This is a genomic window from Heyndrickxia sp. MSNUG (genome assembly GCF_049532715.1).
Classification (GTDB): Bacteria; Bacillota; Bacilli; order Bacillales; family Cytobacillaceae; genus Mesobacillus.
Genome location: NZ_CP150978.1, coordinates 4,507,250 through 4,530,701, shown reverse-complemented (window position 1 = coordinate 4,530,701; position 23,452 = coordinate 4,507,250). Strand labels below are relative to the sequence as shown.

Below are 23,452 nucleotides of genomic sequence, written 5' to 3'. Positions count from 1 at the left end.
TAGATTGATCAAATAATCACATAATATAAGCAATTATAACTGCCTTAAAAAGAGAGGTCCTTTTAATGAAGAAGATTTGTGTCATTGGATTAGGTTATATCGGACTGCCAACTGCTGCCGTATTTGCAAGAGCCGGCTATGACATTGTCGGAGTTGACGTCAGCGAGCGGGTAGTGAACTCGTTAAATAATGGAGAAATTACAATTGAAGAAGTCGGGCTTCCTGAGCTCGTGAAAGAAGTTGTCGAAAAAGGGAAGCTTCGCGCATCCCTTACACCGGAAGAGGCAGATGTCTTCATCATTGCCGTTCCAACACCGATCCACCATGACTTAACTGCAAACGTAGATTACGTCATCAGCGCAACGAAATCAATCGTTCCTTTTGTAAAAAAAGGCGATGTAGTCATCGTTGAATCTACAATCCCGCCAAGAACAATGGACGACGTTGTAGCGCCAATCCTAGTTGAAGCAGGATTTGACGTACAAAACGACGTATATCTGGCACACTGCCCAGAGCGCGTTCTTCCAGGCCGCATCCTGATCGAGCTGATCGAAAATACTCGTATCGTCGGCGGAACAACGCCTGTCGCTGCTAAAAAAGCTGGAGACGTGTACCGTGCTGTCGTAACTGGCGACGTAATCGAAACAGAAGCGATTACAGCTGAAATGTCCAAACTCATGGAAAATACATTCCGTGACGTGAACATCGCACTTGCGAACGAATTGGCTAAAATCAGTGCCAAGCTAGGCGTGAATGCTCACAGCGTAATCGAGCTTGCCAACAAGCATCCGCGCGTGAACATCCACCAGCCAGGACCTGGCGTAGGCGGACACTGCCTAGCAGTCGACCCTTATTTCATTGTTGAAAAAGCACGCAATGAATCCGTTCTGATCAAGCTTTCACGCGACATCAACAATTCAATGCCAGAATTCGTCGTGGAAAAGGTAGAAGAGTTAACAGTACAGATTGAAAAGCCGAAGATTGCTGTTATGGGTTTAACATATAAAGGAAACATCGATGACGTGCGTGAAAGTCCGGCAATCGAAATTTACGAAATGCTGGCGAAGAACCCGCGCTTTGAAACAGTGGCGCACGATCCGCACGTACAGCAGGATCAAGTCCAGTTCCCACTTCTTTCATTAGAAGATGCACTCGCTAATGCTCACGTTGCTGTCGTACTGGCTGACCACAATGAATTCAAGACTCTGGACAGCGAATTAGTCTCTAAGCAAATGAAGTCACCAGTCGTGTTCGATACGAAAAATTGTACAAATCTTGATAGCGATTTTGTCACAGTCTACAAAATCGGCGACCTGTCAGGACTGAAACCAATTCAGCTCTAAGAGGGTTTGATAACTGCTATGGAAAAAGAAAACTATCTGGGCGTCAACGTGTCGCCTTTAAATTATGAAGAAATCATTGCAGACCTGCGTGCTCGAATGGAAGCAGGCCTGCAATCAACGATTATCGCAGTCAATCCTGAAAAGGTTATGGCAGCGGAAAAAAATGAAGAGCTTCGCCAGCTGATCAACTCATCAACCTACCAGATTCCAGATGGAGTAGGGATTTTGCTCGCTTCGAAAATGAAGGGCGGCAAGATTTCCTCCCGGGTAACGGGTGTTGATATGATGGACAGGCTAATCCGCTTTGCTGCCGAGGAAAACCATAAGGTCTTCCTTTACGGAGCAAAAGAAGAAGTCGTCACAACGGCAAAGCAAAAGCTCGAAGAAAAATATCCAGGCCTTGTCATCTCAGATTACGAGAATGGGTATGAAAAAGACAATGAAAAAATCATCAATAAAATCAACGCTTCAAGAGCAGAATTGCTGTTTGTCGCCATGGGCAGCCCGAAGCAGGAGCTGTGGATCCGCGAAAACATGGGCATGCTGAACGTAAAAGTATTCCAGGGAGTCGGCGGCAGCTTCGACGTCTTCTCCGGAAAAGTCCAGCGCGCACCATTATTCTTCCGCAAGCTCGGCATTGAATGGCTGTACCGATTGTTAAAAGAACCAACACGTTTCAAACGCCAGCTGGCTCTGCCAAGATTTTTGATGAAAATCCTTGGCGCTAAATAATATCGATAAAAAAGAACCAAAATAAGGCTTGAACTAACTATTCAAGCCTTTTAAAATGTCTAAAAGAAGAAATTTGCCAAAGTTTGTCACCAAACAGGTTAGAAAAACGTCTATTATTTTATAAAATCTGCACTCATACCATCTAAGTCATTTAAGCATGAGAAAGGAATTGTCGAATGAACTCGTTATCCTGGAGAGATTTCCCGTTTATTTTCATTGCCCTGCCAGTTCTCGCGGTTGCCTTATTGTTCCCTGGCACCATCACGGGCCTTGGGGCTTCAGCCTTATTAGCTCTGTACGCCCTTGTTTCACCGAAAAATGGTCTAATGATGCTTTTGCTCTATTTTCCGACTCGTCCATTTTTAATAGAAGTAAATCCGTCACTGAAAATGGCTGGAGATCTAATTATTTTAGCGGCGTTTGCAAGCGTCGCATTTGCAGCGATTCGCAGTGGCAACTGGAAAAGTCTATTCAAATTCCAGATCTTTGAATGGGCATTCTTGCTCTTCATCGTAATTGGAGCCTTATCCGCTTACCTTACTGGCGTATCAATCGGCGCGATTGTGTTCCAAGTCCGCGCATTCGTCATTACGTACATCGTGTACTACGTTGTAAAACGACTTGATATCACTAAGGAAGACATCCTGAAGTTTTTATGGACAACCTTCATTATGGCGATTCTGCTTAGCCTGCATGGACTCGTTGAAAAATTATCGCTTCGCACGTATTTGATGCCTGAAAAATGGGTTGGACGTTCACTGTCACCTAACAACCGTGTCAGAATCTATGGCCTGATCGACAATCCAAACGTTCTGGCAGTCTACCTGTCACTTGCACTAATGCTGACGATTTACCTGAAGCAGCTGGTCGCAGGCAAAACAACAAAAATCATCCTTAACATTGGCATGATCCTGATGCTTGGGGTTATTACCCTTACGTACTCAAGGGGAACATGGATCGGCTTCATCATCGCCCTTGCTGCCTACCTTGCAGTATCGAGAAACTGGAGACGCACCGGCAATATCTTTGTCGCTGCTGTAATATCCATTATCCTGATTAATATTCCGGTAACTCAGGCAACAAATTATATTAAATCTGTTGGTTTCGGTGACAATGTGCCGCGTGATGTCATTCAATCAGAACCCGGCGAAGACTTGCCATCAGATGAAGAGAAGCGGATTAAAGAGACATTTGAAATGTCGACTGTTGAGCTAAGTAAAACAACTGGCCGTCTGTTCATCGTCAATAAAGGCTTTGAAATCTTCAAGGATCACCCGATCATCGGTTCCGGCTTCGCGACCTTTGGCGACTCAGCTGCAAAAGGAAAGGGATCTCCGATTTACGATGACTACGGAATTGAATTCAACATTTATTCGGATAATCAGTACATCCAAATCATTGCTCAAACAGGAGCAGTAGGGGTAATTCTGTTCGCAGTCTTCCTTTTAGGGATGCTTTTCTTCCTCTGGAAAAAAAGAAAAGACACAAAGCTTGCGATTCCTGTTTTAGCTGTCCTTATAGGAATCTATGTTGTAGGGGTACTGTACAACATCTGGGAAGACAAAACATTCACAACTTATTTCTTCATGATGCTCGCAGTCGTTGCACACGGCATCAATTATAAAGGGTGGGGAAACAATGAAAGTCCTTCATCTCATTAGCGGCGGAGAAACAGGTGGTTCAAAAAACCACCTGCTTTCTTTATTGAAGCACCTCCAGGAAACCGAAGTCTTGCTAGGAGTTTTCCAGGAAGGGAAACTATCCGAGGAAGCAAGGCAAATGGGGATTCCGGTCATCATGTATGGCCAGTCCTCACGCTACGATTTTTCCGTCATCAGTAAAATCAAACAAACAATCAAGGATAACGGAATATCCGTAGTCCATACACATGGTCCGCGTGCCAATCTCTTTACCTACCTGGTGCGCCAAACAACATCTTTTAAATGGATCAGCACGATTCACAGCGATCCATCCCAAGATTTCATCAAGGGCGGCATCAAGGGAAAAATCTTCACGACGATCAATATGAAGGTCATTAAAAAGATCGATCACTTTTTCGCGGTGTCTGAGCGGTTCAAGCAGATGCTTGTGGGCTTTGGCTTGCCGGCAGAAAAAATCACGACAGTTTACAACGGGATTTCTTTTGATGAGAAGCTGGAGTGCAAGCTGTCGCGTAAGGATCTTCAGCTTCATGAAGAAGACTTTGTAATTTGTATGGTGGCAAGATTGCATCCGATCAAAGGCCACACTGTCGTCTTTGATGCGATGAAAAAAATAACCGCAGCAAACCCTAATGTAAAATTACTCCTGATTGGCGATGGGCCAGAGAGGGAGGAGCTGGAACAGGAAGTCAAAAGCAAGGAATTAACGCAACACGTTCGATTCCTTGGCTTCCAGCAGGATGTTCACTCCTATCTGTGCATCTCTGATGTGAAACTGCTCGCTTCCTACAGCGAAAGCTTCCCGCTCGTCATCCTGGAAGCAGCCCGAGCGTTTACACCGGTTATTTCAACGGATGTAGGCGGGGTGAAAGATTTAATCTCGGATCCTTCACTCGGATGGGTAGTGCCAATCAAGGATTCAGACGCAATAGCTGGAGCAATCACAGAAGCAATCGACCACGAAAACTTGCCGGAGCTGGGTAAAAACTTATACGAAAAAGCATCCAGCCTCTATTCCGTAGACCAGCTGGCAAAAAGTACAGAAGAAACCTATAAAAAAATATAAGCATACTCACGAATATAGCATCATAGTTATATCTTTGTGGGCCAAAAACATGTAGGGAACCCTGCATGTTTTTTGTTTGGAAAATTTTTTTATTAATATATGAAACTTTTTTCATACCTAATCCGTCTTAAATAAGTGGAAACAATTACTATGTCTTCCAATCAATTTTCTTCCATGGTAAAACTTCCAAAAAAAGAATAATAGTAGTATAATCATATTGTGTTGTGCTGGTAAATAGCCCAAAAACAGGAGTATTATGCTACTTTTCTAGCAAAAAATTGTTTTATAGGTAGAAAAATGTAAAAAAAGGTTGAAAAATCAACCAAGTTTGGTAGAATAATGTACATGTATAGTAACCCTATTTTCTTCTGTCTAATTTACTGTTTCTGAAAGTTTATGATTTTCCATAATACATAGACAGTGAAAACGGATTTTCAGACCGAATTATCAGAAGAGATAGACTATAAAACTATTACAACACGTTTCAAATCCGGATCTTACCAGTCCGGAGGCACCAAGAACAATTTATTTACAAAACAGGGAGGAAACACAAAATGGCATACCAACCAAAATCTTACCGCAAATTTGTAGCGACTGCTGCTACTGCAACTCTAGTTGCAACTGCAATCGCTCCAGCTGTGGGCGCTGCATCTAACTTCACGGATGTTGCTCCAAAGTACAAAGATGCTGTTGACTACCTAGTAGCTAACAACATCACTCAAGGAACTTCCGACACTCTATTCGGAACTCATGACAACATCAAGCGTGGAGACCTAGCGATCTGGCTTGCAAAAGCTCTTAAGCTTGACACTACTGGTGCTGCAGCTTCTGGCTTCTCAGATACAAAAGGCACTCGTTATGATGCTTACGTATCAGTTCTTAAAGCTAAAGGCTACATCTCTGGTAAGTCTGCAACTGAATTCGCTCCAAACGCTACAGTAACTCGTGGCGAAATGGCTATCATGCTTTCTAATGCTTATGACCTAAAATCTGACGTAGCTACTAGCTTCACAGATGCTGTAGGTAACTATAAAACTGCTATCCAGGGTCTTTTCGCTTACGGCGTGACTACTGGTAAATCAGACACAATGTTCGGCACAAGCATGAACATCACTCGTGGAGACCTTGCAATCTTCTTAAAGCGCGCTGCTGAAGTTGTTAAAACTCCTGCTGTTGTAAGTGCAACTGCTGTAAACGGTAAAGAACTTGTTGTTAAGTTCAACCAAGCAATCGATAAATCCGATCTAGCTGGTAAAGTATCTTTAACTGGTGTAACTTTCGATGAAACTAAGACAGTTGTTTCTGAAGATGCTAAAACAGTTACGCTCACTGTAAAAGATGCTGGAGTTATTGATGTAACTAACGCAACATTGCAAATCGATCAAATCAAAACTAAAGCAAATGCAGATGTTAAAACTGCTAAATATGTAACTCTATTCTCTTACAAAGATTCTTCAGCTCCAGCTGTTGCTTCTGTAGAAGCTAAAGGTACTACTGCAGTTGTTACTTTTAATGAAGCTCTTACTACTGTAGGTACTGTAAGCTTAGATGGTAAAGAAATTTCTGCTGGCACTGACTATGATGTAAGTGCTGATGGCAAAACATTGACGGTGAAAAACCTTGTAGCTGAAAAGTCTTACAAGCTTGACGTTGTAGGCGCTAAGGATGCTGCTAATAACATGTCTGGCCAAATCACTGTTAACTTCACAGTTGCTAAGCCGGTTGTTGATAACTCTAAACCAACTGTTTCTACAACAGTTTCTGGTAACAAATTAACTCTTTCTTTCTCTGAAGCAGTTAATGAAGGATCTGTGAAAATTGGAGATGTAACTGTTAACGCTGACTACGTTGTTGCTTCAGAAGATAAGAAGACTTACACAGTTGATGTGCAAGAAGCAAAATTATTCAATGGAACAACATTCTTCACAAAAACTGTAGAAGTTAAAGACTTCGCTGATACATCTACAAATAAAATGGATCTAGTGACATTTACTGCAACTTTCACTGCTGATACTACAGCTCCTAAGTTCGTATCTGCAGCAATCAAGACACTTGGAACTGATACTGCAACTACACGCGTTAACGATGTGATCCTAGTAACTTTTGATGATGCAGTTAAAGCTGGAGCAGCTGGAAATCTAACTATCACATCAATTGATGGAATCTATCAGTCTAATAAAAAGGTTGCCCTTACTGAAGGAGCGAATTTAGCATTCGGATATGACCTTGATAAAAATGGTAAGGTAGAAGGCGGCGAAAAGAACGTAGTTGCAATTGCATATGATGCAGATGCTAAGTCATCTTACACATTTGAACTAGATGGAAAAGTAGTTGCAGATACTTATGGTAACCAAGTAGCTGATACTGTAAACTTCTCTGCAGTTGCTCCTGAATTCACTACAGGACCATCTACTGATAAAAAAGATGTAACTGTATCAGTTTCTCAAACTGTGACAAATAATGTTGATATCGCATTAACTTTCAACAAATTAATGAGTGATTCAGCAGTAAATGCTTCTAATTACAAGTTAGGTGGAAAAGCATTACCTGCTGGAACTACATTGAAATTTGTTAATGACAGAATGAACGTAGTAATCACGTTACCACAAGGATCTGTAACAGCTAATGGTAAATATGCTCTAGAAGCAACTAACCTAACTGATACAAACGGTAACACGCTATTAAACGGCAAAGCTACTGCTACTCTTGACCTTAAAGAAAATATTGTTCCTACAGCTACAAAAGTAACTTTAGCTGATAGCAAAACTATCCTTGTTGATTTCAGTGAAGTTGTAAGTACAACACCTGTTGGTGCAGCAGTTTCAGGAGTTACTGTGAAAGTTAACAATGTAGCAATTACACCTGCCTCTGTAACTGTTGAGGGTGGAGACGTGAAAGTTGTTACAACCAACAACCTTAATGCTACTGATTCATTAACAGTAGAATTCAAAAATACTAACCTAGTTGATGCTAACGGAAACGCAGTTGCTAACAGCACAGTTTCTAAGTAATCATTAACAATAAGAGGATTCTCTGCTAACGCTGAGGATCCTTTTTTGTCTGTCTAGGAGATTCTGCCATTTGGCAGTTGGCGATTAGGTAACATCGTCAAAAGGTTATAGCACATTTTAGATGTTTATCATATGGAAAAACACGGAATTATTTTGTTTGAAATGAACCTGGAATCTGATGAATATTTAGAAAATGCAAATTGGTTAATAGTATACTTCAAACTTCCTATCAATCTTTTAAAATGTGGTAAATAAACCCTTTATATTTGAGAACTATTCCTTCAAAAAAGTGAAACCTTGAGAGTGCTCGACTCCTTGTATGTCACCTATTGTAAAACGGAAATGAATAATGTGTAAAAAGTTGTTGAACAATAGTGAAAGTTTTGCAGAATTTGATATAATAAGAGTTGGGTCAAAATTACTATGATTCTAAAAATTTATTCTTTTGGTAATTTTGAGAGACTTGAAATTCTTAGGTTTAACAATTTTAAGTTCACCTACCAAAATTAAGGGAGGATTGGTTTAATGTTGTCAAAGCAAAAGTCTTACCGTAAATTTATTGCGACTGCTGCCACAGCGACCATGGTTACAGCAGTAGTAGCTCCGGCTATTTCTGCAGCAGGTTTCTCAGATGTGTCAGAAAGATATTCAGATTCTGTTGATTTTCTTTTATCTAAAGGTGCAAAGGGAATTGATGGTTCTTACTTTGGTGTAAATGAAGAAATTAAGCGTGTCGATGCAGCAGTTCTAACAGTCATGATTTTGGGTTTGGATATTGAGAGTGCTCCTGCTTCTGGCTTTACAGATGTACCAGCTCGCGGAGTAAAAGCTGTTAATGCTCTTAAAGCTGCAGGAATTACTTCTGGTAAAACAAAGACGACTTTTGGTTCAAACAGCCCAATTACTCGCGGTGAACTAGCAATCTGGCTTCAAAAAGGCTTTGAGCTAACAGGTGGCGCTGATCTTTCCTTTAAAGATGTTACAAAAAATTATGAAGCAGCAGTACAAGCTCTAGTAGCTAATAATATTACTAAAGGCATGTCGTCTGACCAGTTTGGAGTAAACCTTAACATAAAACGCGGCGATTTTGCTATCTTCTTACATAAATCGTCTCAAGCTGTTGCTATTACACCACCACCAGTAACTCCTCCACCAGTGTCACCGCCAGGCAATGGCGAACCAAATGGCAATTTCAAATTATCTTTAATGCATACAAATGATACGCACGCTAACTTGGATAACATCGCAAAAACTGTAACAGCTGTTAAGCAGATTAGAGCTGTGAAACCAAATGCACTATTGTTGAGCGCAGGGGATGTATTCTCAGGAACTCTTTACTTTAACGAATTTAATGGTTTAGCCGACTTGGAATTCATGAATCTAATGAAATACGATGCAATGACATTCGGTAACCATGAATTTGATAAAGGTACAGCAACGCTTGATGCCTTTGTTGAAGGTGCAAAATTCCCATTTGTAAGCGCTAACGTAGACTTCTCTGCTGATGCAAACTTAAATGATGACTTCAAGGATGTCATTTCTACAACTGCTGGTACAAACGGAGAAATCTATAACGGTATCGTAAAAGTTGTAAATGGAGAAAAAATCGGTATCTTTGGTTTAACGACTGCCGAAACTCTTTATATTTCAAGTCCTGGAGAAGGCGTGAAATTTGAAGACTATATAGCAGCAGCAAAAAATGCTGTTGAGGCTTTTAAAGCCGCAGGCGTTAATAAGATTGTTGCACTATCTCACCTTGGATACATGGACGGCGGCGGAGATAACGACGTTACTTTAGCAAAAGAAGTTGAAGGTATTGACGTTATCGTTGGCGGTCACTCTCATGACAAGCTGGTTGCTCCAGTTATAGACACAACAGGTACTGAAGCTACTGTTATCGTACAGGCAAACGAATATAATAAATATCTTGGAACTCTTGACGTTGAATTTGATAAAGATGGCAAGGTAGCAGGATATGCAGGAAAGCTGATTGATGTTGCTACAATGACCGAAGATGCAGAAGCAAAAGCATTGCTGCAGCCATATAAAGATCAAGTTAATATTACAAAAAATCTTGTAGTTGGTAAAACTACTGTTGACCTAGTTGGTGGAAACCCAGCAGCTAGAACTGCAGAAACAAACCTGGGAAATGCTATTGCCGATGGTATGCTGGCAAAAGCAAAAACAATCAACTCTAATACAGTAATCGCATTGCAAAATGGCGGTGGAGTACGTACTTCTGTTCCTGCAGGAGATATCACTTTAGGACAAGTACAAACTGTAATGCCATTCGGAAATGCATTAGCAATTATGGAAATCACAGGTGCAGAACTTGAAGCTGCTCTTGAACATGCCGTTTCAATCGCACCAAGTGCAAACGGAGCATTCCTGCAAGTTGCAGGTATGAAATATACTTATGACAGCAGAAAAACTGCTGGTGATCGAGTTGTATCCGTTGAAGTTAAAGGTACAGACGGAAATTACTCTGCACTTGAGGCTGACAAGAAATATTTTGTAGCTACAAACATCTTTACTGCAAAAGGCGGAGACAACTTCTCAATGTTTGCAAAAGCTTATAATGAAGGCCGCGTAAGTGAACCTGGCTTTGTTGACTGGGAAGTATTCAAAGAGTACCTTGATGCACAGCCTAATGATACAATCAGCCCTGCTGTCGAAGGCCGCATACTTGACGTAGCAACAATGCCAGCACCTCCAGTTGTTGTTGATTCAGCTAACTTCAGTGGTACTGCTACAGCTCCAAAAGTTTATGAAGGTTCTGTAAGCGTAGATGTAACTGGAGTAGCAAAGCTTGAGAATGCTGTAGTAAAAGGTGATCTTACTCTTAAAGGAAACTCAACTGTAGAACTATCAAACGTAACAGTTGAAGGCGACACAATTCTAGTAGATTAATAAAGAAATAGCCTCTGGTTAGATGTATACTGGAGGCTATCTTTATCCTTTTCTTGAAAGTCGGACTTTAGACATGTTTAAAAAAATAAAACCTCTTCAAAAGGAGACTTAATTAATGATTAACCGATCGAAAAGGAAGTCATTAAGTATCTTGTTAACGCTGGCTTTAATGGTTAACTTATTTTTGCCTTTTATTGCACAGGAAGTAAAGGCGGCTACTGTTGCTTCTGATCTTTTCATTTCTGAGTATGTGGAAGGCTCAAGCAGCAATAAGGCTATTGAATTGTATAACGGAACTGGTCAAGACGTTAATTTAAAGGAATATATATTAGAGCTTTATTCAAATGGTGCTACAACTGCTACCAACCCACTGAACTTTAGTACGTTGACAGATGCAACACTAAAAAATGGTGAGACATTTGTTATAGCTAATGGCAGTGCTAGTGATGCGCTCAAAGCAAAAGCACAATTGACTCATGGAGTTGCCAATTTTAATGGTGACGATGCATTAGTACTAAAACATAACGGCACTATTATCGACTCAATTGGTAAAGTTGGGGAAAGACCTGTTCCTGCATGGGGAACAACTGTAAAAACAATTGATCAAACGCTGATCCGTAAAAGCACAGTCATTTCTGGTGATGCAAATACTGGTGATACTTTTGATCCAGCAACAGAATGGGACAGCAATACTATCGATTACTTTGATAACCTAGGCACCCACAAAATGGACGGTTCTTCAGACGTTCCAACGAAAGTATCATCAGTATCCGCTTCTGTATCAACTCCTTCTGTAAAAGCAGGTACTGAGGTAGCTTTAACAACTGCAACGGAAGGCGCAACAATCTACTACACAGTAGACGGTTCGGAACCAACAACGTCTTCTAACGTATATTCAACGCCAATCACAATCAATGAAGATACAACAATCAAGGCAGTTGCTGTTGCTGATAACCTTGAAAACAGCGATGTTGCAACTTTCTCTTACACAGTTTTACAGCAAAAGACGATTTCAGAAGTAAGAGCAATGAAAGCAGGCAATTACGCGCTTACATCAGGTGTAGTTACAGCAGTTTTAGGAAAAAACATCTACATTCAGGATGAAAATGCTGGGATCGTTCTTTATGGAACTCTTAATGTAAAACCTGGTGATGAAGTAGAAGCATCAGGTAAGGTAGCTGACTACAATACCCTTTTAGAACTTGAAGTAGTACAAGAGGATGTTAAAATCCTTGGACAAAAAGAAATTCCAGCTGCTAAGGAATTACCTGCAGCTGATTTGTCTGAACGGTACGAAGCTATGCTTGTAAAAGTAGGCAAGTCAAAGGTTGAAAGTTATTCAGGCGGTAACTACATTGCTGTAGACGCGAACGGTGACTCTTATCAGGTTCGTCCGGGAGTGGCAGAATGGCTTGAAGTTGACACTTCTTACGATTCTATCACAGGTGTTCTAGGTGCTTATAGAGATGTTTACCAGCTAACCCCGAGAAATGAAGCTGATATCGTTCTAGATCCTAGCTATGTCCGTCCAGTTGAGGCAGCTCCGGGCGCTGGATTCATCGAAGCAGGCGATTCAGTGACACTCTCTACTGATACAGCGGATGCAGTGATTCACTACACAACTGATGGCAGCGAGCCAACAACTGGCAGCCCGGTTTACAGTGCGCCAATCGTGGTAAACGGGGATATAACAATCAAGGCTTTTGCTGTAAAAGAAGGCTTAACAAGCAGCAAAGTATACACTTACAATTACATCATTCAAAAAGACGTTGTCCGCATCCATGATATTCAAGGTGCAGGACACTACTCTAAGTACGAAAACTTCAATGTAAACAACGTTGAAGGTGTTGTAACATATGTTGTAGACAGCAATAACTTCTACATGCAAGATCTTCAGCCTGATAACGATGAAAACACAGCTGAGGGAATTTTTGTTTATAAAAAGGCACATGGCTTTGTTCCAGGAGATGTAATAAAGGTAACGGGAACAGTTAAAGAATATTACATCGAAGGCTATGATGATAAAGCACAGGTTGATCTTCCTTCTACAGAACTAAGCGCATCTGCTGTTGAAAAAACAGAAAGCGGACATGCTCTTCCTGCTCCAGTAGTAATAGGAAAAGACCGCACAGCTCCTACAGATTTAATCGACAATGATGGATTGGCAAAATTCGATCCAGAAGAAGATGCAATTGATTTCTATGAAAGCTTAGAAGGCATGCTAGTTCAGGTTGACGACGCGAAAGTCGTTGCTCCTCAAAACTATGGTGAAGTAGTCGTAATTCCTGGGACAATGCAGCCAAACACTTCTGCTGGCGGACTACGCATTTCAGAAGGTGATTTCAATCCTGAAAGAATCACGATCGACATGAACGACGAGAAATTCGTAGCGAAAATGGGTGATCAGTTCAATGGATCAATTACCGGTGTTATGAGCTATGGCTACAGCAACTATAAAGTATTAACGAAGAAAGACAGCCTGCCGCCATTGGTGGAGGGCACAAACGCTCGTGAAATCACATCAATCGTTCCTGCAGATGATAAGCTGACAGTCGCATCCTACAACGTTGAGAACTTCTCTCCAAAAGTAGATGCTGAGAAAGTCAATAAGCTTGCTGAAGCAGTCGTGAAAAATCTTAAATCTCCGGATATCCTTGGCCTGACAGAAGTACAGGACAATGATGGCCCAACTGACAGTGGCACAACTGACGCTTCTCAAAGTGCAGCACTTTTGATTGAAACGATCAAATCTCTTGGTGGTCCAAACTACAAGTTTGTTGATATCGCACCAGAGGACAAGCAGGACGGCGGACAGCCAGGCGGTAATATTCGCGTAGGCTTCCTGTACAATGAAGACCGTGTTGAACTAATGGAAGGCACAAAAGGAACTGCTGACCAGGCAGTAGGCTTTGAAAACGGTAAGTTGACGCTGAACCCAGGCCGTATCGATCCAACGAATCCAGCTTATAAATCTAGCCGGAAATCTCTTGCAGCTCAATTCAAGTTCCAGGGCAAGAGCGTTATCGTTGTAGCGAACCACTTCAACTCTAAAGGTGGAGACCAGCCGTTATTCGGTAAAAATCAGCCTCCAGTATTGAAGAGTGAAGTACAGCGCATGGAAATTGCAAAAATCGTTAATGGTTTTGTGAATGACGTAAAAGCGAAGGACCCTAATGCAAATGTCATCCTATTAGGTGACTTTAACGATTTCGAATGGTCAAATCCGTTAAAGACATTAAAAGGAAATGTATTAGTGGACATGGTTGAAAATGTTCCTGCAGACCAAAGATACTCTTACTCTTACCAGGGTAATGCTCAAGTACTCGACCATATCCTCGTAACAAAGAATATGGAAGCAGCAACAACTGTAAATATGGTTCATATCAACTCTGGATTCATGGAAGCACATGGACGCGCAAGTGACCATGACCCACTTCTCATCCAGACGGATCTTAAAGCAATTGAAAAGGTTTATAACAAAGTGTATAACCTCACAGGATTCAAAACGAAAAAACTAGTTGTTGGCACTACAAACAGCTTAATCAACATTGACAGCACTTCAGTAATCACCGAAGGCATTTGGCTGAAAAAATCAGCAACAGTAAACGGCGCTGGACTTGAGAACACATTAGTCGTGATCAGCCCGGCTCAAGCGGATACTGTAATCGATTTAAGCGGTGCTAAAACGAAGGAAGTATTTATCGACAATGCACATGTCACTGAAATCTACGGAGCAGAAAATGTTCAGACATGGAACGTAAAATCAGGTGTAGACACATCTGCCATCAAGTTCTATGACTCACAGGGCAACCTGATGGAATCTCCCTTCAAAGTGGCAGCAGCAAGCTAAAAGTAAAACACAGGGACGGTTCTCATGTTCCAAAATGGAATTGAGAACCGTCCCCAAGTTCCACCAATGATTAAGGCACCTTCCCTGAAAAGGGGAGGTGCCTGTTTGTGTTCCCAAACTATTTTAGCTGGACCTTTATGCAATAATAATCATTTTGATTTTTCTGTAAATCAATTAATTCGCAGCATCAATAACGTTTTGCAATGATGCGAAATTGGTAATTTGATCGGCGTTGTTCTTTATGGCAATCAAGTAATTTGGATTATTGGCTTGGATGTAGTTGTTAATCAAGTTCTTGCCCTGGAAGGTTATGAGCCAATCACCTACACAATCAGCTAAACCTGGGGCATCTGTGGAGCTTGCCAGATTTACTAAGTGTTCTACTTCTAATAAGTCAGTGCTGTTCATTCTTGATAGTATTCCGCCTAATTGACTATTAGGGTTCGATTGAAATACGATTGCTTGATTAGCAAAGTTCAATTCAATGATTCGGTTTGCAGCTAATGGAACTGGTGTTTTGAATTTGAAAATTAATTCAGTATTTGTATCTACAACATCCCATTTGATAGAATCGATATTTGTTTTATCAAAATCAGCTGCCGAACCCACATTCGTAATTTGCAATACATCGACTACCTCATCTACAGTCAGTTTGGAAAGTGATGCATCAGAAAGTGGTGTATTGAATTTTACTGAGATTGAATTGATAGCAGAAGAACTATAATCGTAGACTAGTCTGTGAAAATTACGCGTCATAATATCCTGACTCGTAATTTGTATTTCCTTGAATTTTAAGACCTTACCATTTGCATCTGCCTCATATACTTGGATATACTGGCCCGCTTGAACACTTTTAATCTCTGTGGATGTTGTAAATTGTATTACCCCCTCTGGGAGAGTGCTTCCGACAGATGGTGTTGAAGCAGATTGATCGGATAGTTGATAATAAGTAGGATTAACCGTTCCAGATTCAAGGAAAATAGCAGTTGATCCTAAAGTAAAGCCTGTGCCGGATAAAACGGCTAATTCAGGCGATGGTCCTTCAACAGGTGCCGTACTTCCTCCATTGTCCACGCCTGGAGGTGGAGTACTTCCTTCAGGAGGAGTGCTTGTACCATTATCCTGGCTAGGCGGAACTACTACTTCACTGTCAGGTTCACCAACTTCTTCCTTCACACTTTTATTTTCCGCGCGAAAAACAAATGCCGCCATCTGTCCTCGATTTACGGCCTGTCCAGGAGCGAAGGATGTTGAAGAAGTACCTCCTGTGATTGCATTCTCAGCAATCGCACTTACATATCCTGAAAACCAGCTTTTTTCGGGTACATCAGTAAAGTTTGTCTTTGTGCTTGCAGCCTTAAGGTTGTATCCGATGCTCAGCATTTTAGCCATTTCAGCTCTTGTAACCTGTTTGCCAGGAAGAAAGTAATCATGATCAAGTCCGTTCATGATGCCTTTATCCACTAGTGCCGCAACTGAGCTATAGTACCAGACGCCAGCTGGAACATCCTTGAAGCCAGGATTTTGAACGGATTTCGTATCTAATCCTAAAGCCGATGCTAGAATGACAGCTGCCTGAGCCCGTGTGACCACTTGATTTGGCCTGAAAGTACCATCTGCAAATCCTTTAAGGACTCCATGTTCTGACAGGTTAAGAACAGCTTCAGAAAAATAATTGCTTTGATTTACATCTGAAAAATTCACAGATGCTGCTTTTGCCTGAAGAGTGTTAAAAGGAATTGAAGTGCTAAATGCACTGACAGCAATAACGGCTGACACACCTGCTGCTAAAAATCTTTTGTATGACTTTTTCATCATTAAGTTAATTCCCCCTTTGAATGGTGAAGGTACACCGACCTAAATTCAGGAGTTTGCTAGAATGTATTTTGTAAATACTACCTACGCAAATATTTTTAAGTCAGTGAAAAATTCCTCATTTTTCTATCGGATTATTATTATGGTAATTTAGACAAATTTAGACAATCAGGACTAAAGTAGGAACACAAGAACCGTCCCCATGTTCACATCAAGCCAGGTATTGTATAATGGTCAAGACTCGAAATTAGAAAAGCGTAATTAGGTGAATGTATATGACTTATAAAGCGTGGGCGATAAAGCTGGTGGTGATTCTCATCGCGCTGATTGCCGGAATTGGCAGCTTCAATTATTGGATGGATCCGATGTGGATGTATGGCGGAGCGCATGCATTCAATGATGTCCAGGATACCATCAACGAGAGACAGCAAAAAACGAACCATATTAAATTCCAGCCGTTCAGCCCGGATACACTTCTGATTGGCAGCAGCCGCAGCACGTATATCAATCAATATGAATTTGAAGACATGGATGTCTACAATTATTCAGTGGCAAATATGTCCGTTCAGGAGTATGAAAGCTATATCCAATTCGCCAAGGAGAACAGCGATAGAGAAATAAAGACGGTCATAATTGGGTTGGATTTCTTCAAATCTAGTCTCCCGGAAAGCAAAGCAGCGCTATCAATCTACCCATATGCCAGTACATTGGACAAGCCTTTCGTCAGGTGGAAGAATCTCATATCCTATGATTTAACGAGATATTCCTATTATAATTTCATAGCTTCTATAAAAAATAAACCGGAGTTTGTCCGCACTTACGACCGAAAAAATGTCGCTACAACTTTTAGATTATCAGAAGAAGAAGCGGCAGAAGAGCTCCAAAAGAAAATTGAGAAGTTCACGGAAACATTTTACGGGGAATATCAATACAATCCCAACTACAAGAACATTATGCAGAATTTAATAGATAAAAATCCTGATACAAAGTTCATCATCTATACGACGCCGGTATCTGAACCTCTTTTCCAGGCACTCATCGACTCAGGAGCCTATCCGCATTATGAAAAATGGCTTCATGAAATGGTTGACGTATTCGGAGAGGTATATAATTTCATGGACATCAACACCGTCACAAAAGACACATCTAACTACTTTGACGGCCACCACTTCTATCCTGAAGTAGGAACACTGATCGCTCATCGCCTGAGCATGAATAACCCGCCAGACGTACCTGAGGACTTTGGTAAAAAGATTTCCTCCAATAACATTGATGAATACCTTAAAAAACTGCATCAAAAATAAGAGACACCTTCCAGTAAAAATGGAAGGTGTTTTTTTGACCACCGTCCCCACGTTCCAATTTTTTTCTTTTCCATGCAGAAGGAATCGTTCCTTATAACGAACAATATACTTGTTAACTGAGAACGAATTCCGAGTCTAGGGGGAGTATATGTGAGGTTAAGGTTTACCAAGAAAACTAAAAGAACTTTCCCGGTCCTGCTGATCGTGTTCCTGATCATGCAGTCGCTGTCAGCCGCGGCCCTTGCCAGCCCGCAAAAGGGGTTCAAGGATCTGCCGAAATATCAGAAAGAGATTGACGAGCTGGTGGCGCTTGGCATCATCAACGGCTATCCGGACAATACGTTCAGGCCGAACCTGCCAATCACGAGGCTGCAGGCGGTCACGATGATCGCAAGGGAAATGCAGCTGGACACGAAGAACCACCCGAATCCAAATTTCAAGGACGTAAAGAAGGGTATGCCTGGCTATGAGGCAATCGCTGCTGCGGTAGCGGAAGGCATCATCAGCGGCAAGGCAGACGGAAATTTCGATCCGCAGGGCAAGCTGTCCCGTGCCGAGATGGCGAAGATTTTAGTGAAAGCATACAGCCTGAAGACACCAGCTACATACAGCAAAAAGTTCAAAGACGTCCCGAAAACATATTGGGCGCACGACTTCATCCGGGCAATCGCCGCAAATGACATCACGACCGGTTATGGAGATGGAACATTTAGACCAGGAGACCACATCACAAGACTTCAATTCTCGCTTTTCCTGTCACGCTATATTAGCGGCATTAAGAAAGCAGAAGTGGAGGCCCTCGGACAAAAATTCACACTAACAGCCTCCAAGAGCAAAATCACTTATGGTGAAAAAGTAACCCTAACTCTCGAAGCAAAAGACAAAGACCTTATCTATACAGCCAGCTGGGACGCCACAGCCGGAAACCTGACCGTCGCAAACGACAAGCAATCGGCAGAATGGACAGCAGAGAAAAACAATACGCAAACCGATACGGTCATCGTAAAAATAGAAGTAACAACAAAAGGCAAAAAGTACCTCATCGAGAAATCCGTTGCGATTTCCGTTGAGAAGCTTCAGGAAACAACCGTTACAGACAGCGATGCCGACGGACTATCCAATGAACAGGAAAGGCAAATCGGCACAGATCCGGCTAAGCCTGATACCGATGGCGACCAGCTGAAGGATGGCGAAGAAGCCAACACGTATAAAACGAATCCGCTGCATCCGGATACAGACAGTGACGGACTATCGGATTACTTCGAAGTTCAGGCAAAAATGCCAGCAAAATTCGATCCGCTCAAACCGGACTCAGATGGAAATAAAATTCCTGACGGAGCCGAAGACTATGACCAGGATAAACTAGTCAACATCCTCGAAGAAGCAGCTGGCACCAATCCGCTCAACCCGGATACCGATGGCGATAAGCTCGCAGACAGCTACGAAGTTCTCTATCTGTCCGAACTTTCTCCGTTGAAACCAGATACAGATGAAGACGGTGTCCCGGACCCGCTCGAGGACTTTGATGGTGATGGAATCACGACAATCCAGGAACAGCAGCTCCTGACCAATCCATTATCGGACGATACAGACGGAGATGGCCTGAAGGACCAAGAAGAAGTCGGCGTCTATAAAACAAATCCAACGCTCGAAGATACAGATAATGACCAATTAGACGATGGCACGGAAATTAAATTCAAGTCAAATCCTCTAAACCCAGACACGGATGGAGACGGCATCATCGACGGGCTGGAAAAAAGAGAACAAACGCTGAAGTCCGAAGTGCAGAATGTCCAGCTGACATTTGCAGCGACAGGCGACGCAACGGAAACAACGCTGATAAAAGAAGATAAGTCTGTCAGCAAACTTGTCGGCAGTACTGGTGTTGTCGGCAAACCAATCGATATCACTACCTCATCACAATTTGACAGTGCAACCCTAACGGTTGAATACGATCCTAACCAGCTGAACGGCATCCAGCCGGAAAACCTGAGGATTTTTTACTTCAATCCGAAAACAAACCAGCTTGAGCCAGTTGAAAACCAGCAAGTGAACACAGAAAATTCAACGGTCTCAGCAACACTGACTCACTTTTCGACTTATGTACTTGGTGATTTGAGCCTGTGGGCAAAATCATGGGAAGAAAACACGAAGAACCCTCCAGCACCTGATGCAGGCGGAGAGCAAGAGAAGCCGCTTGACCTTGTGCTTGTCATCGACAGCTCAGGCAGTATGTCCAGCAATGACCCGAATGACTACCGGCTGTCAGGTGCGAAGGAAGTAATCGATTCATTGAAGGAAGGAGACCAGGTAGCCGTTGTCGCCGACCGCGGAGCAGTGGTTGATTTTGATGGCTGGGCTCAATTGCTCCAGGAGCTGACAGAGGATAAAGAAGCTCTGAAAGAAGCGGTGGATAAAATCGATTCAAGCGGCGGAACGGATATCGCAGCAGGAGTTACCGTAGGTCTTGCCGAACTAGAAAAGAATGGACGCGCAGATGCCGATAAGGCGATCATTTTGCTGACAGACGGTGAAGGGTACTATACACACACCCTGACAACGAAGGCGCAGCAAATGGGTGTCAAGATTACGACTATTGGTCTTGGCGAGTACATCGACTACAACCTCTTACAAAAAATTGCCGATGATACAGGCGGGGACTTCTACCATGTAGAGTCCGCTGAAGATCTGGAAATCGTCCTTGAACGATCAAAGGATCAAATCGACAATGATGACACAGACGGCGATGGCCTGCCAGACTGGGTGGAAAAGCTGGCGGAAAGCAATGGTGGCTTCATTTTGAAGAATACCTTCCATATTCCGTTCACCGATATCGAGATTCCAATCGAAAACAAATTCACCACCAAATTCGATCTGGCCGATACAGATGGCGATGAATTCAATGACGCTGATGAGCTTGGCGGACTGAGCAATATTTATGTCAACGCCAACAAGACAAAGGTTTATTTAAAAGAATATCCGCACAGCAATCCGAATAATGCGGATACGGATGGAGACAACGATAATGACAAATACGATGACAAACCATTACGTGAATACATCAAGCCAGTCGTCCTGCTTCACGGCATCCGTTCAAACACTGGCGATACATGGGGCGGCGATGCATGGCTGGACAATGGCAACCTGTCACTGTTTGCCGGACAGGATGAGCCTGACTTTACAAAGGACGTCCCAAGCTACCTGACCGCAACGAAAACAGCTTACAACAAAGGAGACAACCTGACATATAACCACCTTGATGCACAGTATATTAAAGAAGTGCGGGCTGATTCTCTTGCAAGGCATCTGGAAATGCAAGGGTATGATGCGAACGAATCGATCTTTGTCTTTAACTGGGAGAACATGGACCATGTCCTTTATGCCGCCCAGCACCTTGAGACATACCTGGAAAATCTGATCGCCAATTACCTGCCAAATCAGGATGTCGATGTCACGAAGGGGTACAGCCAGGAAACAAGCTTTTCACTGGTTGGCCACAGTGCCGGCGGATTGGTGTCACGTACGTATATTGAAACGCTTCAGGACAGCTCTGATCCGAGAATCGACAACCTGGTCACAGTCGATACACCTCACTATGGTTCCGATTACCTGAACAATGGCGGAGTGTGCGGTCTCGTGGCAGCCGACCTTGACCGTGAAGACAGCGACCTGTTCTATCAGGATCCAAAGAACTGGTGCCCTGATTATGGCCAGCAGCCATTGAATTCCGATAACAAAGGCAGCACAAACTATTATTTCTTCGGCGGACTGATCGGCAGGTATTACGAAATGATCGACGATGTCCCGGGGGACCGGATCCCGCCGCGCAAAGTAGATAAGTATTACATCCCATCTGACAAGGCTCCAATTATGTTAACCTTCCGCCCTCAGGGTAAAAGTAAAACCGACGAACAGCTATTCTCCGATATTAAGAGAGAGCTAGAAAAGCACGGTATTACTTTGCCGGATGAAAATAAAGATGTCTTGAGTGAAAAATACTTCGGGGACAATATCGTAACACTTGGCAGCCAGCTAGGCATACCATCCGACTTCCAAAGAGAAAACGAAGAAGGAGTAGAGGCAGTCTCCTACAACCGAGCATTCGTCGTAGTCGGACGCTCATCCCAATCATCACACAGCGATATGACAAAACAAGAAATCGTTTATGAAAAGATTGCAGAATTAATCAAATGATACAAAGGGACGGTTCTCGTGTTCCAGAATGGAACACAAGAACCGTCCCCACGTTCCAAAGGAGACTAGGTATGATCAAGAAGCTGATTGTGCTGCTGCTAGGTGCAGCTTTTATTGGATATGAATATATCATGTATGCGCTCACGGGTACGCTGGTTGTACCGCAGCAGTATGAAGCAGTCTATGAAAATATAACACTGGTACTCCTTATTGCGACAATCATCATTCAGGCAGCAATCTTTCTGACCAGACAGAATCAATTCTGGAAGGCCGCTGCGCTTCAGGTAATGAGCTTTGCCGCAGCCTTTGTTGCAGACATGATCGCCAGGGATTACTTCCACAACCAGGTAACAGCCTATCCAGTCTGGAACGATATCATGATGTTCGGCGCACTAGAGATCGTTTTAGCAGCAGCCATAATCTATATATGGAAATGAACAAAGGGACGGTTCTCGCGTTCCATCGTGTTCCACGATGGAACATGAGAACCGTCCCCACGTTCACGTTTATAACGCTGACTTCGCTTTGCTAATCAGTGCTGATTCGCGAGCGGATTTGGCGTTTTCGTATTGTGTTTTAAATTCGTTTGCTTCGGAACTGCTGAAGCCTCGGTTTTCTAGGTCATTTACAAGGGCTCCGTAGATATAATTGAAGGTTTCGTCTGTATTGCTCTCGATTTCCTTGCCGGCTGAAGTGTACTTTTGGAAGAAGTATGTAATAGATACAGACTCGCCGCTTTGTTTCTTAGACTGGTATTCACTAAAAGCCGTATTTACAAGCGCATCAACCTTTGCATTCGCCTGTGACTGTAACGATTCAAAGGCTGGGCGGTACGCTGCTTTGATGGTTTCGGCTGTTATTACGGGCTTATTGTAGGTATTGCGATCTGGGTTACCATCTTCTTTATTTTCCGAACCATTATTTGAAGATTGGGTACCAGCTGATGATTTCGAACGGTCACTTTTGGTAGAAGTTTTCTTACTCGCTGCCTCCGTTGAAGAACCATGACCAGAAGCAACCGCAGCATCACCTTTCGACTCAGCATCTCCAGTTGTATCCGCCACTTTAGTGTCCTCTTTAGCACCCTCAGCAGACTCACCTTTACCTGGTTCATCACTGTCCGTATCAGGATCAGCAGTCGCAGCATTCCTATCTGTATGAACCTCGCTGCTTCCATCCTCCCCAGTTACAGCACCATCAAGATCAGGAAGGTCAATCTGGTAGTCCTTTTTCGTAATTTCCTCTACCTTTTTATCTGCTACGTCGTATTCCTTCACATTCAAGTAATAGTATAAAACTCCTGCACCGCCTACAAGCAGTACCAGAACAGTGAAAATCGCCATTTTTAATGTTTTTTTCATCAGTTGGTGTTTCTCCCTTCCCGTATCCATAAAAACATATAAATATTACCATAAAAATGTCGTAAAAAGGAGCTAATTCTAAAATATAGAAAATTCCAATTTTCGACATATTCTAAATAAAGCATTGTTTTTGGTAAATTAATGAAGTACTATAGACCTATCTACATAGAAACTAGTTAAAAACTAGATTTTAAGAGAAAAATCA

Annotated in this window: 12 protein-coding genes; 10 read left to right on the top strand and 2 right to left on the bottom strand. The window is 42.5% G+C overall.

The window, feature by feature from the left end:
- Nucleotides 1-65: 65 nt before the first annotated feature.
- The 7 genes from AABM38_RS22625 to AABM38_RS22595 all read left to right on the top strand — a co-directional run bounded on the left by AABM38_RS22625 (nt 66) and on the right by AABM38_RS22595 (nt 14,573).
- Nucleotides 66-1,343, top strand: a complete 1,278-nt coding sequence (locus AABM38_RS22625; protein ID WP_423408405.1) for a nucleotide sugar dehydrogenase — start codon at nt 66-68, stop codon at nt 1,341-1,343.
- A gap of 18 nt (nt 1,344-1,361) precedes the next feature.
- Entirely contained in the window at nt 1,362-2,075 is a 714-nt protein-coding gene (locus AABM38_RS22620; RefSeq protein ID WP_423408404.1) for a WecB/TagA/CpsF family glycosyltransferase, read from the top strand.
- A 176-nt stretch (nt 2,076-2,251) separates the two neighbouring features.
- Nucleotides 2,252-3,736 carry an O-antigen ligase family protein gene (locus AABM38_RS22615; protein WP_423408403.1) on the top strand — a complete coding sequence of 495 codons (1,485 nt, stop codon included), beginning with the start codon at nt 2,252-2,254 and terminating at the stop codon, nt 3,734-3,736.
- On the top strand, nt 3,714-4,802 hold the full coding sequence (locus AABM38_RS22610; RefSeq protein ID WP_423408402.1) for a glycosyltransferase family 4 protein: 1,089 nt from the start codon (nt 3,714-3,716) through the stop codon (nt 4,800-4,802). The genes AABM38_RS22615 and AABM38_RS22610 overlap by 23 nt, the downstream gene beginning before the upstream one ends.
- Before the next feature lie 554 nt (nt 4,803-5,356).
- A complete protein-coding gene (locus AABM38_RS22605) occupies nt 5,357-7,813 on the top strand; it encodes an S-layer homology domain-containing protein (RefSeq protein ID WP_423408401.1) in 2,457 nt (818 codons plus the stop codon).
- A gap of 525 nt (nt 7,814-8,338) precedes the next feature.
- The gene (locus AABM38_RS22600; protein WP_423408400.1) at nt 8,339-10,723 is read left to right on the top strand and encodes a 5'-nucleotidase C-terminal domain-containing protein; all 2,385 of its coding nucleotides are present in this window, start codon (nt 8,339-8,341) and stop codon (nt 10,721-10,723) included.
- 115 nt (nt 10,724-10,838) lie between these two features.
- Entirely contained in the window at nt 10,839-14,573 is a 3,735-nt protein-coding gene (locus AABM38_RS22595) for a chitobiase/beta-hexosaminidase C-terminal domain-containing protein (RefSeq protein ID WP_423408399.1), read from the top strand.
- 174 nt (nt 14,574-14,747) lie between these two features.
- Here AABM38_RS22595 and AABM38_RS22590 read toward each other — a convergent pair whose 3' ends face one another.
- The gene (locus tag AABM38_RS22590; protein WP_423408398.1) at nt 14,748-16,391 is read right to left on the bottom strand and encodes an S-layer homology domain-containing protein; all 1,644 of its coding nucleotides are present in this window, start codon (nt 16,389-16,391) and stop codon (nt 14,748-14,750) included.
- A 272-nt stretch (nt 16,392-16,663) separates the two neighbouring features.
- Here AABM38_RS22590 and AABM38_RS22585 point away from each other — a divergent pair, with 272 nt between their 5' ends.
- From AABM38_RS22585 to AABM38_RS22575, 3 genes are all read left to right on the top strand, one after another.
- A complete protein-coding gene (locus tag AABM38_RS22585; protein ID WP_423408397.1) occupies nt 16,664-17,692 on the top strand; it encodes a hypothetical protein in 1,029 nt (342 codons plus the stop codon).
- A 150-nt stretch (nt 17,693-17,842) separates the two neighbouring features.
- Nucleotides 17,843-21,886, top strand: coding sequence for an S-layer homology domain-containing protein (locus AABM38_RS22580; RefSeq protein WP_423408396.1), 4,044 nt, complete (start codon nt 17,843-17,845; stop codon nt 21,884-21,886).
- A gap of 71 nt (nt 21,887-21,957) precedes the next feature.
- Nucleotides 21,958-22,323 (top strand): hypothetical protein, encoded by a 366-nt coding sequence (locus AABM38_RS22575; RefSeq protein ID WP_423408395.1) that lies wholly within the window; start codon nt 21,958-21,960, stop codon nt 22,321-22,323.
- Nucleotides 22,324-22,392: 69 nt separating this feature from the next.
- Here AABM38_RS22575 and AABM38_RS22570 read toward each other — a convergent pair whose 3' ends face one another.
- On the bottom strand, nt 22,393-23,247 hold the full coding sequence (locus AABM38_RS22570) for a hypothetical protein (RefSeq protein WP_423408394.1): 855 nt from the start codon (nt 23,245-23,247) through the stop codon (nt 22,393-22,395).
- Nucleotides 23,248-23,452 lie beyond the last annotated feature (205 nt).